The 16,149-nt window shown below is 71.9% G+C and carries 6 protein-coding genes and 1 pseudogene; 1 reads left to right on the top strand and 6 read right to left on the bottom strand.

What is annotated here, in order from left to right; all coding sequences use genetic code 11:
* Positions 1-502: 502 nt before the first annotated feature.
* Positions 503-2,155 carry a GMC oxidoreductase gene (locus ABZ208_RS21815; protein ID WP_328395026.1) on the top strand — a complete coding sequence of 551 codons (1,653 nt, stop codon included), beginning with the start codon at positions 503-505 and terminating at the stop codon, positions 2,153-2,155.
* A 644-nt stretch (positions 2,156-2,799) separates the two neighbouring features.
* Here ABZ208_RS21815 and ABZ208_RS21810 read toward each other — a convergent pair.
* The 6 genes and pseudogenes from ABZ208_RS21810 to ABZ208_RS21785 form a co-directional block, all read right to left on the bottom strand.
* Complete coding sequence (locus ABZ208_RS21810; protein ID WP_356911116.1) at positions 2,800-2,994, bottom strand: ferredoxin; 195 nt, start codon at positions 2,992-2,994, stop codon at positions 2,800-2,802.
* Positions 2,995-3,047: 53 nt separating this feature from the next.
* Positions 3,048-4,268 carry a cytochrome P450 gene (locus ABZ208_RS21805; RefSeq protein ID WP_356911115.1) on the bottom strand — a complete coding sequence of 407 codons (1,221 nt, stop codon included), beginning with the start codon at positions 4,266-4,268 and terminating at the stop codon, positions 3,048-3,050.
* 333 nt (positions 4,269-4,601) lie between these two features.
* Complete coding sequence (locus tag ABZ208_RS21800; protein ID WP_328395032.1) at positions 4,602-5,801, bottom strand: cytochrome P450; 1,200 nt, start codon at positions 5,799-5,801, stop codon at positions 4,602-4,604.
* A gap of 84 nt (positions 5,802-5,885) precedes the next feature.
* Positions 5,886-7,142, bottom strand: a complete 1,257-nt coding sequence (gene ccrA / locus ABZ208_RS21795; protein WP_328395034.1) for a crotonyl-CoA carboxylase/reductase — start codon at positions 7,140-7,142, stop codon at positions 5,886-5,888.
* A 58-nt stretch (positions 7,143-7,200) separates the two neighbouring features.
* Positions 7,201-16,047, bottom strand: a complete 8,847-nt coding sequence (locus tag ABZ208_RS21790) for a type I polyketide synthase (protein WP_356911203.1) — start codon at positions 16,045-16,047, stop codon at positions 7,201-7,203.
* Between the two features lie 9 nt (positions 16,048-16,056).
* A pseudogene (locus tag ABZ208_RS21785) lies at positions 16,057-16,137 on the bottom strand (hypothetical protein); the annotation flags it as partial.
* Positions 16,138-16,149 lie beyond the last annotated feature (12 nt).

Genomic DNA, 16,149 nt, shown 5'->3' with positions numbered 1-16,149 from the left:
GCCGCTGGAGGTGGTGCACTACCGCTCCCTGGCCATAGCGGACCTGCCTCCGGAACTGGAGGCCACGGCCTGGGCGCTCGGCGGGTCGTCGTGGCCCTGCGCCACCGCGCACTGCTGCTGCGGGGTGTGCAGTTTCACCTGGAATCCCTCAGCACCGAAGTGCCGCCGCCTGATGGCCAACTTCGGCTCAGTGAACGAGGAGTACCACGGCTGCGCAGGGCGCACCATATGCCCCACCCCTTCCCGCCCCACTGCCCCGGCCGGGGTACGACCGTCAGAGACCGGCACGGGCGAGCCGGGGACCGCCGCTCCGGATGGGGCATCGCATTTCAGCCGGTCAACGGCCTCTGTGTCTCTGGCATTTCCCCCAGTCTTTATTGAACAGGATGGTGGAACCCGGCGGCTCGGGCTGGTCGACAAGGCCCGCGATCCCTGCCGGAACGGCCCCGCGGAACAGCCCCGCGGGGGAGGATCCTGTCGGCGAAGGTCGGGTACTACCAGCGTGTTCGAGAACCAGCAACTGTCACGGCGCCGCCTGCTAGGACTGGCCGCCCTCAGCGGCGCCGCCGTCGCCGGAATGACCACGATTTCCGCCGCCCCACGTGTAGCGGCCGCCGATAAGAGGAATCCACAGGGCGGCAGCGGCTCGTTCGTACCGGCCGTGGTGATCGGTACGGGATACGGCGCCGCGGTATCCGCACTGCGGCTCGGCGAGGCCGGAATTCCGACGCTCATGCTCGAAATGGGCCAGCTGTGGAACAAGCCCGCCGACGACGGCAACGTCTTCTGCGGAATGCTCAAGCCCGACCGGCGTTCCAGCTGGTTCAAGTCGCGCACCGAGGCCCCGCTGGGCTCGTTCCTGTGGCTGGATGTGATCAACCGGGACATCGACCCGTACGCGGGAGTGCTGGACAGGGTGCACTTCGACCAGATGTCGGTGTATGTGGGGCGGGGCGTGGGCGGCGGTTCGCTGGTCAACGGCGGTATGGCCGTCGTGCCGAAGCGCTCGTACTTCCAGGAGGTCCTCCCGCGGGTGGACGCCGCCGAGATGTACGACCGGTACTTCCCGCGTGCCAACTCCATGCTCAAGGTGAACCACATCGACAAGGGCTGGTTCGAGGAAACGGAGTGGTACAAGTTCGCGCGGGTCTCGCGCGAACAAGCGGGCAAGGCGGGCCTGAGCACCACCTTCGTGCCCAACGTCTACGACTTCGGCCACATGCGGCGCGAGGCGGCCGGTGAGGTGCCCAAGTCCGCGCTGGCGGGCGAGGTCATCTACGGCAACAACCACGGCAAACAGAGCCTGGACAAGACCTACTTGGCCGCGGCGCTCGGCACCGGCAAGGTCACCATCGAGACCCTGCATCAGGTCAAGGCGATCCATCAACAGCCGGACGGCAGCTATGTGCTGTCCGTGGACCAGATCGACGCCGACGGCACGGCCGTCGTCCACAAGGAGATCGCCTGCCGCCATCTGTTCCTCGGCGCCGGCAGCCTCGGCTCCACCGAGCTGCTCGTGCGCGCCCGGGACACCGGCGCGCTGCCCGACCTAAACGCCGAAGTCGGCGCAGGCTGGGGCCCCAACGGCAACATCATGACCGGCCGGGCCAACCATGTCTGGAGCCCCACAGGAGCCCACCAGTCGTCGATCCCCGCCCTGGGCATCGACGACTGGGACAACCCCGCCGCCCCGGTCTTCGCGGAGATCGCGCCGATGCCGGCCGGTCTGGAGACCTGGATCAGCCTCTATCTGGCGATCACCAAGAACCCCGAGCGCGGCACCTTCGTCTACGACAAGGCCACCGACCGGGCCGTGCTGCGCTGGACCCGGGACCAGAACACGCCCGCGGTCGACGCCGCGAAGTCGCTCTTCGACCGGATCAACGAGGCCAACACGACGACGTACCGCTACGACTTGTTCGGGCCGCATCTGAAGAACTTCTCCGACGACTTCAGCTACCACCCGCTCGGCGGCTGCGTCCTGGGCAAGGCCACCGACGTGTACGGCCGGGTCGCGGGCTACCGCAACCTCTACGTCACGGACGGCGCGCTCATACCGGGGTCCATCGGAGTCAACCCCTTTGTGACGATCACGGCGCTGGCCGAGCGGAACATCGAGCGAATCATCGCGGAGGACGTCAAGGCAGCGTCCTAGCCTCCGCGTTTCACCTGCGGCGGCGTCCGGATCCTGAGCGGAAACGCGAAAGTGCCTTCAACGTCGTCCTCTCGCCCAGTCCCAGCCCCCCGCACCGCCCGGCCGACTTCGGGTTCTGCTTCGAGAACGCTGCCAGGGTCGACTACCCGCTGGAGGCCACGGCCTGGGCCCCCCGCGGGTCGTCGTGCCCGTGCGCCACCGCGCGCTGCCGCCGTGGGGTGTGCAGTTCCGCCTGGAATCCATCAGCACCGCAGGGCCGCGGTCTGACGGCCAACCTCCGCTCAGTGAACGAGGAGTACCACCGCCGCACAAAGCGCACCGTATGCCCCACTCCTTCCCGCCCTGCTGCCCCGGCCGCGGCACGACCGTCAGAGACCGGCACGGACGACTCGGGCCACGTCCGCGGCCGCGGGTGCTCACCGAGAGGTGAGCACCCGCAGGGACGCGGAGGGTCGGCTTCGACCGGTCATCCGCACCGGCGAACACCCTGCTGACTCGACAGCAGCCGGACGGGCAATGGACTCAGCCAACTGTCCGTGGTGGGCAACGTCTTCAGCCCTTGGTGCACGTCAGCGTGCGTTCCCCGACCGAGCGGCTTGTCGTGAGTCATGGGACGGGCTGGATCAATTCTCGGCAGACGCGGTTCAGTCGTCGGATACCGTGACTGCCTGGACCGGACAGGCCCCCGGGACGTAGCGTACGTTCGGGTCGTCTGTCCCGTCCTCGTGCCCGGGGAGCAGGGTGACCAGCCCGTCGTCGTCCTGGGTGAAGGCGCCGGGCGCGGTGAGTACGCACTGGCCGGCGCCGATGCACCGATCGCGGTCGATGGTGATGCGCATGGCGCGCTCCTTCTCCGTTCCTGCCGTCGCTTCCGTTCTCTCCGTCCGGGTCCTCACCAGGTGACGGTGACGGGGAGCTCGATCGGGCCCTGGGCGTCGTGACCCGCCTTGATGGGCACCTCGTCGAGGGGGACGGCCAGCCGCAGGTCCGGAATGCGGGCGAAGAGCGTGCCGAGGGCGATCTCGATCTCGGCGCGGGCGAGGTTCTGCCCGAGGCACTGGTGGATGCCGTGGCCGAAGCCGACGTGGTGCTTGGCGTTCCGCCGGATGTCGAAGGTGTCGGGGTCCTCGTACGCCTTGGCGTCACGGTTCATCAGCGAAATGGAGACGACCACCGCGTCCCCGGCCTTGAGGGTCTCGCCGCCGACCTCGATGCCCTCCTTGACCATCCGGACCATGAAGTCAGAGACGGAGGTGAAGCGCAGCAGCTCCTCGACCGCTCCGGTGATCGCCCCGGGATCGCGCCGCAGCGCGTCGAGCTGCTCGGGGTGCTGCAGGAGCGTGAGGGCGCCGAGGGCGATCGCGTTGACGCTGGTCTCGTGGCCGGCCACCAGCAGGACCAGCGCGATCATGACCACCTCGTCGTGGTCCAGCGCGCCCTCCTCCAGCTGGCGCGCGATCAGCTCGTCCAGCAGGCCGTCACCGGGGTCGGCCTGCTTCTTAGCCACCAGCTCGTGCAGGTAGCCGTACAGCGCGGCGAAGGCCGCGTCGGCCTCCTCCGACGTCGCGGCGCCCACGAAGTCGCGGGAGCGCTCCTCGAAGAAGTCGTGGTCGCCGTACGGGACGCCGAGCAGCTCGCAGATCGCCATCGAGGGCACAGGCAGGGCGAAGGCCGACACCAGGTCCGCGACCGGCCCCTTGGCCAGCATGTCGTCCAGGAGCCGGTCCACGAGGTCCTGGATCATCGGGCGGATGGCGTTCATGCGCTTGACGCCGAAGCTGGGGATCAGCATGCGCCGCTGCCGGGCGTGCAGCGGGTCGTCGACGCCGATCAGGGGGAACGCGAGCCCGCCGCGGTCCTCGGTGCGCTGGACGACGACGGGGAAGGCCGGGTGGCCCCAGTCGGAGGACAGCCGGGGGTCGGCGAGCAGCGCCCGTCCCTCGGCGTGCCCGGTCACCAGCCACGCCTCCCGGCCGTCGACGAGCGTGACCCGGCTCAGCGGGCTCTCGCCCCGCCAATCCGCGTAGACCTGCGGCGGCTGGTACGGGCAGGTCCGGTCCACGGGGAAGGACGGGGCCAGCGATCCGGTGGGGCGGATTTCGGTCTCGGTCATGTCATGCCTTTCAAACGATCGGCAGTGCCGTCGTCCGTCGATACGGGAATGGATACGGGAACGGCCGTGGAAATGGCTGCGGAATGGTCGCGGGAAAAGGAATTCGGTCCGTCAGCAGGGTGTGCAGAATCCGGTCCGTCGGCAGGGCTGTGCGCAGTCCGGTCAGCGCCCGCTCGGCCATGTCCGGAGGCTCTGCGCCCTGCGGTAGGGCAACCCCTAGAGTTCAGGGCTGCCCCGGCCGTCTCCGGCGCGACGCGGCGCGCTGGAGCGCGGTGAGCAGCGCCCGCGGTTCGCGGGCGCTGCTCACCTGTGGGGTGGGCCGTGGCGCGGAGGTCACCAGGTGACGGGCAGCTCGTGCGCGCCGTAGAAGACCATGTCGGTGCGGAAGCGGAGCTCCTCGACGGGCTTGGCCAGGCGCAGGGTCGGGAAGCGCCGGAACAGGGTCTCGAAGACGATCTGCAACTCGATCCGGGCGAGCTGCTGGCCTATGCACTGGTGGGCGCCGAAGCCGAAGGCCACGTGCGGGGCGGGGCGGCGGGTGATGTCGAAGCGCTCCGGCTCCTCCACGAAGGAGGGGTCGAAGTCGGCGGCCAGGACGTGCGCGACGACCTGCTCGCCCTTGGCGATGCGCACGCCGCCGATCTCCACGTCCTGGGTGGCGACGCGCTCGGCGCCGAACTGGCCGATGGTGAGGTAGCGCAGCAGCTCCTCGACGGCGTTGCCGATCAGTGACGGGTCCTTGCGGAGCAGGGCCAGCTGGTGGGGGCGGTCGAGCAACAGCGCCGTACCGAGGCCGATCATGCAGGCGGTGGTGTCGTGGGCTGCGATCAGCAGGGTACCGGCCGCGTTCATGAGGAACATGTCGTCGATGACGCCGTCGGGGTCCTCGGTGGTGATCAGCGCCGAGATCAGGTCGTCGCCGGGGTTGGCCCGGCGCTCCTGGACGAGCTGGTAGAGCAGTCCGCCGAGGCGCAGGCCGGCGGCCTCCGTGGCGGCGGCGTCCTGGTCGACCCGCATCATCGCCTCGGCGATCTCCTGGAACTCCGCCCGCCGTTCGGCCGGGACGCCGAACAGGTCGGAGATCACCATGGACGGCACCTGGTTGGCGAAGGTTTTCACCAGGTCGACCGGGCCGCCCTGGGCATCGATGGCGTCGAGGTGTTCGTCGACGATGCGCTGGATGTTCGGCCGGAGCGCCTGCATACGCCGGACGGTGAACTCTTTGGCGAGCAGCTTGCGGTCGTCGGTGTGCTCCGGGGCGTCCTGCCACAGCAGGCTGCCGCGGCCGGGCTTCTGGGTGACGACGCCGTCCTGGGTGTGCAGCGCGTGAGGCACCTTGACGCTGAACGACGGGTCACGCAGCAGGGCGCGCACCTGCTCGTAGCCGGTCACCAGCCAGGCCTCGTGGCCGCTGGTGAAGGTGGCCCGGGTCACCGGGGAGGCCTCCCGGATGCCGGCGATGCCGTCCGGCGGCAGGAACGGGCAGCTGCGGGCCTTGGGGACGGCGGGCACGCCGGCGGTGGGCTGGGACATGACTCTCCTTGCGCTTGCTGGTGGGAGGAGGGACGGTTCGTGCGGTGCGGGCTCGTACGGTGAGGTTCGTACGGCGGGGGCGGTTCAGGCGGCGGGGAGTTCGAGCGTCGTCTCGCCGCGCCGGGACGCGTTCACGAGGACGGCCATGTTCCCGGAGGGGCGCACGTTGTCGTGCATCATCTGGTGCATGCGCCCGATGTCCTCGAAGCCTTCGCAGGCGGACAGGCAGGGGTCGAGCATGCCCGCGCCGACGAGGTTGATGACCTCGCGGCACTGGCGCGTGTCGGCGTAGTGCGAGCCCTGGAGGCGCTTGGAGCGCATCCACAGGTGGCGCAGGTCGACGTCGCCGTTGTAGCCGGAGGTGCCGCCGCAGATCACCACCATGCCGGCGTTGTCGCACAGGTACATCGAGGTCGGCAGGGTGTCCTGGCCGCTGTGCTCCAGCACGATCCGCGGGGACTTGCGCTCGCCGAGGATCTCCCAGATCTTCTTGCCCACCCCGCGGGCACCGCGCAGGAACCGCGCCGACGCCTCGGCGTCCCCGGTGTCGGGCAGCCGGCCCCAGTGGTCGAAGTCGCGGCGGTTGACGGTGCCCGCCGCGCCGAGGCGGCGGCAGTACGCGGCGCGGTCCTCGTCGGAGACCACGGCGATCGGGATGCCGCCGGCCAGTTTGACGAGCTGGATGGCCATCGAGCCGAGGCCGCCCGCGCCGCCCCAGATGAAGACGGGGTCGCCGGGGCGGACGGTGTTGCCCTGCCAGCCGAACAGCTGCCGGTAGGCAGTGGGTCCGGTGAGCAGGAAGGCCGCCGACTCCTCCCACGACAGGTGGGCGGGCTTGGGGTGGCACTGGTACTCGTCGACGCGGCAGAACTGGGCGAAGGAACCATAGTTGGTCTCGTAGCCCCAGGCCTTGATGCTCTCGGAGACCAGCGGGTCCGTGCCCATCCGGATGTCCTCGGCGGTCTCGTCCCACTGGCCGCTGGTGAGCAGCACGTGGTCGCCCACCTTGACGTTGCGGACGCCTTCGCCGACGGCCCACACCACGCCGGAGGCCTCCGAGCCGCCGATGTGGAAGTCCTCGGTCTGGCCCTGGCGCTGCCGCATGCCGATGACGTCGACGGGCTTGCCCAGCGAGGACCACACGTTGTTGTAGTTGATGCCGGCGGCCATCACGTAGACCAGCACCTGGCCCCGGCCCATGGCGGGGGTGTCGACGACCTCGGTCCGGAACGCCTGCTTCGGCGGACCCAAACGGTTCTGACGGATCACCGAGGCGTACATCTGCCGCGGGACCTCACCGAGCGGCGGCGTCTCGCCGACCTCGTAGAGCGGCTTCGTCATGTCTCTCTCCCACCTCTGCTCTGTCTGGTCCGGAGTGCTCGCGGTGGTCGCGGGCCGGTCAAGCGGTCGTTTCGTCGAGAGGGGCGGCGGGGCCGGACGGATCCGTGACAATGTCCGCCAGCCAGGACCCCACCGCCGCCGCAGTGGTGCCGGCGTGGTCCTCCATCATCGAGTAGTGGTTTCCGGCCACTTCGACGATCGTGTCCACGTGCTCGGGCGGTGCCGCGCGTCCATCGCCGTCCGCGGCGCCGACCAGCATGGGCTCGCTCGCCCGTACGAGCAGGGTCGGCGCGGCGATCTCCGGCGCGGCCCAGTCGTCGAACAGGTGCATGTAGCGGCCCATCGCGGTGAGCTGTTCGCCGCCGGACCTCATGAAGTCCAGGCGCTGCGACTGCGCTTGGGCCATGGCGTTGAGCACCTGGTGGTCGAAGGGGATCTCGCGGCTGAAGCTGTCGACCATCACCACGGCCGCAGGCTTCTCGCCCATGGCCTCCAGGCGCGCCGCCACGCCGTGGGCGATCCAGCCGCCAGAGGAGTAGCCGAGCAGGACGACGGGCTTGCCGCCCGCGCGTTCCCGTACCGTCTGCGCGTGCAGGCGCAGCACGGCCTCCACATCGGACGGGACCGGCTCGCCCTTCTCGTAGCCCGGGTGGGTCAGCGCCCACATGTCCAGCCGGTCGCGGAAGGGTGCGGCGAACCGCGCGTACTGGTGCGCCCCGGCCGGTACGACGTACGGCGAGAAACACATCAGCGCGAGGTGCCGGTCGCCCTGCGAGAACCGCACCGGAGCGGGCCGTTCGGCCAGTTCCTCGGGCCGCTCGAAGGAGGGCCGGAAGCGGGCCGCCTCCATCAGCATCCCCATGGCCTCGGCGGCCGTCCCGTTCTCGCTCGCATGCTGGTAGAGCTGGACCAGCATGTCGGCCGGCCGTTCCTCCGCGGCTCCGCGGCCCGCGCCTGAGAGCTGCGTCAGCAGGTGCTTGGCGAGCCTGGCGGGCGTGGGGTGGTCGAAGGCCAGTCCGGCGGGCAACTTGAGACCGGTCGCCGCCGACAGGCGCCGGCGCAAGTCGATCGCGGTGAGCGAGTCGAAGCCCAGCTCCAGGAACTGCGCGGTGGGCGGCACGTCCTCGGCCGACACGTGGCCGAGCACCACGGCGCTCTGGGAGCGGATGTGCTCGAGCAGGCGCTCCTCCTGCTCTGCCGGGGCGAGTCCGGCGAGTTCGGTAGCCAATCCCGCTTCGGCGCCGGTCTCTTCGTCGGCGGCCTGCTCGGCCTCCAGGAGCCGCTGTACGTCCGGCAGATCGGCCAGCAACGGGCTGGGCCGTCCCACGGTGAAGGCGGGCAGGAACCGCTCCCAGTCGATCGGGGCGACGGTCAGGGCCGCCTCGTCGTGCTCGACGGCCTGGTGCAGTGCGGAGATGGCCAGCTCGGGGGCCATGAAGCCCAGGCCCCGCTTCTCGCCGCGCTCCTGGACCGCCTCGTCGACCATGCCGCCGCCGGCCCAGCCGCCCCAGGCGACCGAGGTCGCGGTCAGGCCGCGGGCCCGCCGCCGCAGTGCCAGGGCGTCGAGGAAGGCGTTGGCACAGGCGTAGGAGGCCTGCCCGCCGCTGCCCCAGACGCCGGCGCCGGAGGCGAAGAAGACGAACGCGTCCAGCTCACGGCCGTCGAGCAGCTCGTCCAGGTGGACGGCACCGGTGACCTTGGAGGCTGCGGCTTCGGCGAACTCGTCGAGGCCGGCGTCGGCCAGCATGGACGACCGTGCCGTGCCGGCGGCGTGCAGCACCGCGGTGAGCGGGTGCCTGGTCTCGATACCGGCGAGCAGCCGCGCGACCGCGTCGCGGTCGGCGATGTCGCAGGCGGCAATGGTGACTTCGGTGCCCAGTGCGGTCAGCTCCGCGTGCAGTTCCTGCGCGCCGGGGGCGTCGGGCCCGCTCCTGCTGGTCAGCACCAGGTGCTGCGCGCCCGCGCCGGCCAGCCAGCGGGCGAGGTGCCGTCCCACGCCGCCGGTTCCGCCGGTGACCAGGACGGTGCCGCGAGGCTGCCACGGCATGGCGGGCTCCGCATCGGCGGCCCGCGCACGGACCAGGCGCCGACCGAAGACGCCGTCGGTGCGTACGGCGAGCTGGTCCTCGTCGTGCTGGGCCAGCACTCCGGCCAGGCGGCGCAGTGCGTGCTCGTCCAGCGCCTCGGGCAGGTCGACCAGACCGCCCCAACGCCGGGGCTGTTCCAGCGCGGCCACGATGCCCAGGCCCCACAGCTGTGCCTGGTCGGCGTCGCGCAGCGGGTCGGTGGCTCCGGTGGACACGGCGCCTCGGGTCGCGCACCACAGCGGTGCCTGGACGTCCAGGTCGCCCAGCGCCTGCATCAGGGTCACGGTCGCGGCGAGGCTCGCGGACAGCGTCGGGTGGGCCGGGTGGCGGCCGGGTGCGAGGCCCAGCATCGAGAGGACTCCGGCGGGCTGTTCGGCGCCGAGTTCCTCGGCAAGTCGGTTCGCTGCGTCCGCGCGGTCACAGTCGACGGGGAGTTCGACGACCCGCACCTTGGCGCCGTGGGCGCCGAGCACCCCGACGACGCACGGCGCCCACTCCTCGTCCGCCAGGCCGGCGGGGAGGACGGCGAGCCACAGGCCGCCCAGGTCCGGTGCGGGGTGGTCGGTCAGCTGCCGGAAGGAGACGCGGTAGCGCCAGCTGTCCACCATGGACTTCTCGCGGCTTCGCCGGCGCCAGGCGGACAGCACCGGCAGCGCCGGGCCGATGAGGGCGTCGTCCGCCCCGAGCTCACCGGCGAGCCCGGGCAGGTCCGTGTTCTCCACCATCTCCCAGAACCGGGCCTCGACCGGATCGGCGCCCACGGGCACCGGGGCGAGGCCCTCCAGCCAGTAGCTCTGCCGCTGGAACGCGTACGTCGGCAGGTCCACGCGCCGTTCGGGATGCCCGGCGAAAGGGACCGTCCAGTCCACGTGCACGCCGTTCACGTGCAGTTCGGACACGGAGCGCAGGAAGCGGTCCATGCCGCCCTTGTCCCTGCGCAACGAGGCACCGGTTACGGCGTCGGCACCGGCCTCCTCTGCGATCTCCTGCACGGCGCCGGTCAACAGCGGGTGCGGGCTGCACTCGACGAACACCCCGTGCCCGTCCTCCAGCAGCGTCCGCACGGTCTGCTCGAACTCCACCGTGCGGCGGGCGTTGCGGTACCAGTACTCGGCGTCCAGGGCAGTGGTGTCCAGCACCGTACCGGTCACCGTGGAGTAGAAGGGGATCTCCGCCGCGCGCGGCGCGACCGGGGCCAGCAACTCCAGCAGCTCCATGCGCAGGCTCTCGACCTGGGCGGAATGCCCGGCGCCGGTGGCGCCGCGGACCTTGCGCACGCGTACGCCTTCACCTTCGAGCTCCGCCAGCAGCTCGTCGACAGCACCGGGCGCTCCGGAGACGGTCAGGGCGGCGGGCCCGTTGACGGCGGCGACCGACAACCGGTCCCCGTACTTCTCCAGCCTCGCGCGGGCCCGGTCAGCGGGCATCGCGACCGCCAGCATCGCGCCCTTGCCCATCAGCTTGGTCAGCGCGCGGCTGCGCAGGGCTACGATCCGGGCCGCGTCGTCCAGCGTCAGCGCCCCCGCGACGTACGCGGCGGCGATCTCGCCCTGCGAGTGGCCGACGACGGCGGCAGGCGTCACACCGTAGGAGTGCCACAGGGCGGCCAGCGACACCATCACCGTGAACAGCGCAGGCTGGGCGACCTCCACCTCGGCCATGCCCGGCGCGCCCGGCTCGGCGCGCAGGACGTCGAGCAGCGGCCAGTCGACGTAGGGGGCGAACGCCTCGGCGCAGGCCTTCGCCTGCTCGGCGAAGACCGGGGAGATGTCCAACAGTTCCCTGGCCATCTCCGTCCACTGCGAGCCATGGCCGGGGAAGACGAGGACGACCTTGCCGGAGGCTGTTGTGGTGCCCTGGACCACGGTGTCCGCGGGTTCGCCGTCGGCGAGCGCCGCGAGCCCGGCCCGCAGCTCGTGCCGGTCGCGGCCGACAATCACGGCCCGCTGCTCCAGCTGCGTCCGCGTGGTGACGAGGGCGCGGCCGACGTCGGGCAGGGAGAGCCCTTCGGTGCGGTCGAGGTGGTTCAGCAGCCGACGCGCCTGCTCGCGCAGGGAGCGCACGGACTTGGCGGACAGCGCCCACGGGAACACGTCCACGGCCTGGGCGGCGGGGGTACCGTCCGGGGTTTCGGGGGCCTGCTCGTCCTCGGCGGCGGGCCCGGTCTCCGGAGCCTGCTCGATGATGGTGTGCACGTTGGTGCCGCTCATCCCGAACGAGGAGACGGCTGCGCGGCGGGGGCTGCCCTGGCCGGGCCAGGCGGTCTGCTCGGTCAGCAGGCGTACGTTCCCGCTGGACCAGTCGACGTCCGGGGTCGGCTCGTCGACGTGCAGCGTCTGCGGCAGGACGCCGTTGCGGATGGCCATCACCATCTTGATGACGCCGCCGACGCCCGCGGCCGCCTGGGAGTGGCCGATGTTGGACTTCAGCGAGCCGAGCCACAGCGGCCGGTCCTGCGAGCGCTCCTTGCCGTACGTGGCCAGCAGTGCCTGTGCCTCGATGGGGTCACCGAGCCTGGTGCCGGTGCCGTGGGCCTCCACGGCGTCCACCTGGCCCGGGGCGAGCCGGGCGTTGGCCAGTGCCTGCCGGATCACCTGCTGCTGGGCCTTGCCGCTGGGAGCGGTCAGGCCGTTGGAGGCGCCGTCCTGGTTGACCGCGCTGCCCCGCACGACGGCCAGGACCTCGTGCCCGTTACGGCGCGCGTCGGACAGGCGCTCGACCAGGACCAGGCCCACGCCCTCGGCGAAGCCGGTGCCGTCAGCGGACGAGGAGAACGCCTTGCAGCGGCCGTCGGCGGACAGCGCGCGCTGCCTGCTCGACATCGTGAACGCGGACGGGCCGGCCATCACCATCACGCCGCCGGCCAGCGCCATCGAGCACTCGCCGTTGCGCAGCGCCTGCACGGCCAGGTGGAGGGCAGTCAGCGAGGACGAGCACGCGGTGTCCACGGTGACCGACGGCCCCTGCAGGCCGAAGGCGTAGGAGAGGCGGCCGGCGATCACGCTGGCCGAGTTGCCGCTGGAGAGGTAGCCCTCGACGCCGTCGGGCACCTTGAGCGGGCGGGCGGCGTAGTCCTGGTAGCCGGAGCCGATGAACACGCCGGTGCCGGTGGAGCGCACCGTGTGGGGGGCGATCCCAGCGCGTTCGAAGGCCTCCCACGTGGTCTCCAGCAGCAGGCGCTGCTGCGGGTCCATGGCGATGGCCTCGCGCGGGCTGATCCCGAAGACGGCGGGGTCGAACTCGTCCGCGTCGTGCAGGAAACCGCCGTGGGTGGTGTACGTGGTGCCGGGGTGGTCGGGGTCCGGGTGGTAGAGCGCCTCGACGTCCCAGCCGCGGTTGCCGGGGAACCGGGAGATCGCGTCGCGGCCGGAGGCGACCAGCTCCCACAGGTCCTCGGGCGAGCGCACGCCGCCGGGGTAGCGGCAGGCCATCCCGACGATGGCGATCGGCTCGTCCAGCACTGCGGCGGCCGCCGAGGCCGTGGCCTCCGGGTCCTCCCCATCGGTGACTTCAGCAAGCAGGTGAGCGGCGAGGTCCGCGGCCGTGGGGTGGTCGAAGACCAGGGTCATCGGCAGGGCCAGGCCGGTCACCTCGTTGATCCGGTTGCGGAGTTCCACCGCGGTCAGGGAGTCGAAGCCGAGGTCCCGGAAGGACCGGTCGGCCTCGATCGCGCCCGCTCCGCGGTGGCCGAGGACGGCGGCGGCGTGCGTGCGCACGAGGTCCACGAGGGCGCGTTCCCGGTCGTCGTGCGACAACCCGGCCAGACTCTCGGCGAGCGCCCCGGAACCGCGGCCCGCCTCGGGGGCGTCCTCCGCGAGGGTCGCGCGCACCTCGGGGAGGTCGCCGAGCAGCGGGCTGGGGCGGCCGAGGGTGAACGGCACGATGAAGCGCGACCAGTCCACGTCGGCCACGGTCAGCAGGGTCTCGTCGCGGTCGAGTGCACGCTGCAGGGCGGTGATCGCCGATGCGGGGGTCATCGCGCGGAGCCCGCGGCTGCGCAGCCGCTCCTCGTCGTCCCCGTCCTCGACCATGCCTCCGTCGGCCCACGGGCCCCAGGAGACGGCGGTCGCGGTGAGGCCGCGGTCGCGGCGCTGCCGCGCGAGCCCGTCCAGGAAGGCGTTGCCCGCCGCATAGGCGGCCTGGCCGCCGCTGCCCCAGACGCCGGAGATGGAGGAGAAGAGGACAAAGGCGTCGAGCTCCTGATCGCCCAGCAGCTCGTCCAGGTGTGCCGCGCCGCCGGCCTTCGCGGCGAGCGCGGCGGCGAAGGCGGCCGGGGTGCTGTCGTCCACCATGCCGGCGTCAGCGACTCCGGCGGTGTGCACGACGGCGGCGAAGGTGTGCTCGGCGAGCAGGGCCGCCACGGCGTCGCGGTCGGCCACGTCGCACGCGGCGACGGTCACGCGGGCGCCGAAGGTCTCCAGTTCGGCCCGCAGTGCGGCGGCGCCCGGGGCGTCCGCGCCCCGGCGGCTGGTGAGGACGAGGTGCTCGGCGCCGTTGCGTGCCAGCCAGCGGGCGACGTGGCCGCCCAGCGCACCCGTGCCGCCGGTGATCAGGACGGTGCCCCCGGGCTGCCAGCGGCCGGTGGCCGGGCGGGCCGGTGCGTGGGCGAGCCGCCGGGCGAAGACGCCGGAGGCGCGGACGGCGAGCTGGTCCTCCTCCCACCGGCCCGTCTGCGCCCGTCCCAGCACCCCGGCGAGACGTGCGGCGGCCTGGTCGTCGACGGTCTCCGGCAGGTCGATCAGGCCGCCCCAGCGCCGGGGCAGTTCCAGGGCGACGGTCCGGCCCAGGCCCCAGACCTGGGTGTGCCGTGCGTTGCGTAAGGAGTCGGAGCCGCTCACGGCCACCGCGCCCGAGGTGAGGCACCACAGCGGGGCGTCGACGCCCGCGTCGCCCAGGGCCTGGACGAGCAGCAGGGTAGGCAGCACGGGGTCGTCGCTGACGAGCAGGGACAGCACGCCGTCGACCGGCCCGAGCCCGGCCAGTTCCCCGGCCAGCCCGGCGCGGTCACTCTCCGCACCGACGACCAGGGTCTTCAGGTCGACGTCACGGGCAGTCAGCGCGGTGCGGACCGCGGCAATCTGCTCGTTCTCCTCCTCCGGCACGGCCAGCAGCCAGGTGCCGCCGATGCCGGCCGGAGCGATCCCGCCCAGGCGGGTCCACGACTCGCGGTAGCGCCAGTCGTCGACGGCGGACTGCTCCTTGCGCTGCCGCCGCCACGACGACAGCCTGGGCAGCACGTCGCTGAACGCGTCCTCGGCAGCGATGTCCAGGGTCTCGGCGAGGGCCTGCAGGTCCTCGCGCTCCACGGTCTCCCAGAACTCCGTGTCCACCGGATCCACCGCCGCGGGGGCAGCATGCTGCGTCTCCACCCAGTACCGCTCGTGCTGGAACGCGTACGTCGGCAGGTCGACCTTCCGCGCACCCGAGAAGAGGACGCTCCAGTCCACCGCGACACCGTGGGTGTGCAGCTGCGCGAGTGCCGTGACGAGCGCCTGCCGCTCGGGACGGTCCGCACGCAGCAGCGGCACCGTGACGGCACCGTCCACGCAGCCCTGCGCCATCCCGCTCAGGACGCCGCCGGGGCCGATCTCGACGAAGGTCGTCACGCCCAGGTCGTGCAGGGTCTGCACGCCGTCGGCGAAGCGGACTGCCTCGCGGACGTGCCGGACCCAGTACTCGGCCGTGTACGCCTCGACGAGCTCACCCGTGACGTTGGAGACGACGGGGAGCTGCGACTGCTCGAAGGTCAGACCGCGCACGACCTGCGCGAACTCCTCCAGCATGGGGTCCATGAGCGGGGAGTGGAACGCGTGGCTGACCTTCAGCCGGGACGTCTTGCGGCCCTGCTCGGCGATGGCCGCGGCAATCGCCAGGGCTGCCGTCTCGTCACCGGAGATCACCACCGACGAGGGGCCGTTGACCGCGGCGATGGCCACCCCGTCGGTGAGGTGCGGCAAGACCTCCTCTTCGGTGGCCTGCACGGCGACCATCACGCCGCCGGCCGGCAGCGCCTGCATCAGCCGGGCGCGGGCGGACACCAGCTTCGCCGCGTCGTCGAGCGACAGTGCGCCGGCCACGTGCGCGGCCGCGATCTCGCCCACGGAGTGGCCCACGACGAAGTCCGGTCGCACGCCCCAGGATTCGAGGAGCCGGAACAGCGCCACCTCGACGGCGAACAGCGCGGGCTGGGTGCACCCGGTCTGGTGAAGCGTTTCAGCATCGACGTCGACCGGCGCATCCAGACGCGCGCACACCTCGTCGTAGGCCTCGGCGAAGACGGGGAACGCCGCGTACAGCTCACGGCCCATGCCGATGCGCTGCGAGCCCTGGCCTGAGAAGAGGAAGCCGGTCTTGCCGCCGGCCGGGCGTCCCAGCAGCACACGGGACGAGGGGGTCCCTGCGGCCAGGTCCTTGAGCCCGAGAAGCAGTTCCTCGTGGCTCTCCCCCACGACCGCGGCCCTGTGGCGCAGCGCCGCCCGGGTCGTGGCCAGGGACAGCCCGACGTCCTCGGGCCGGGCCTCGCCCTGTGCGAAGGGCAGCAGCCGGGCCGCCTGGGCCTGCAGCGCCGCGTCACTCTTGGCGGAGAGCACCCAGGCCGGCGGGTCGGCGGCGGGAGGAGCCCCTGCAGACTCCTCGGCTGCGGTCTCCTCGTCGTGGGCCGGGGCCTGTTCGATGATGGTGTGGGCGTTGGTGCCGCTGACGCCGAAGGACGACACTGCGGCACGGCGCGGATGGTCCGTCTCCGGCCACTCCATGGCCTCGGTCAGCAGCCGGACCTCACCGGCCGACCAGTCCACGTGCGGCGTCGGCTCGTCCACGTGCAGAGTCTGCGGGATGACGCCGTGGCGCATCGCCATGACCATCTTGATGATGCCGCCGACGCCGGCGGCGGCCTGGGCGTGGCCGATGTTGGACTTCAG

The organism is Streptomyces sp. NPDC006208, assembly GCF_040613775.1.
In the GTDB taxonomy this organism is placed as follows: domain Bacteria; phylum Actinomycetota; class Actinomycetes; order Streptomycetales; family Streptomycetaceae; genus Streptomyces.
Note: the sequence above shows the minus strand (reverse complement) of the source record. Positions and strands in the feature narration are given on the sequence as shown.

What these genes read in the sequence shown, in the direction of transcription:
- ABZ208_RS21810 (WP_356911116.1), bottom strand. Translation starts at nt 2,994, where the DNA reads ATGCGCATCACCATCGACCGCGATCGGTGCATCGGCGCCGGCCAGTGC.
- ABZ208_RS21805 (WP_356911115.1), bottom strand. Translation starts at nt 4,268, where the DNA reads ATGACCGAGACCGAAATCCGCCCCACCGGATCGCTGGCCCCGTCCTTC.
- ABZ208_RS21800 (WP_328395032.1), bottom strand. Translation starts at nt 5,801, where the DNA reads ATGTCCCAGCCCACCGCCGGCGTGCCCGCCGTCCCCAAGGCCCGCAGC.
- ccrA (WP_328395034.1), bottom strand. Translation starts at nt 7,142, where the DNA reads ATGACGAAGCCGCTCTACGAGGTCGGCGAGACGCCGCCGCTCGGTGAG.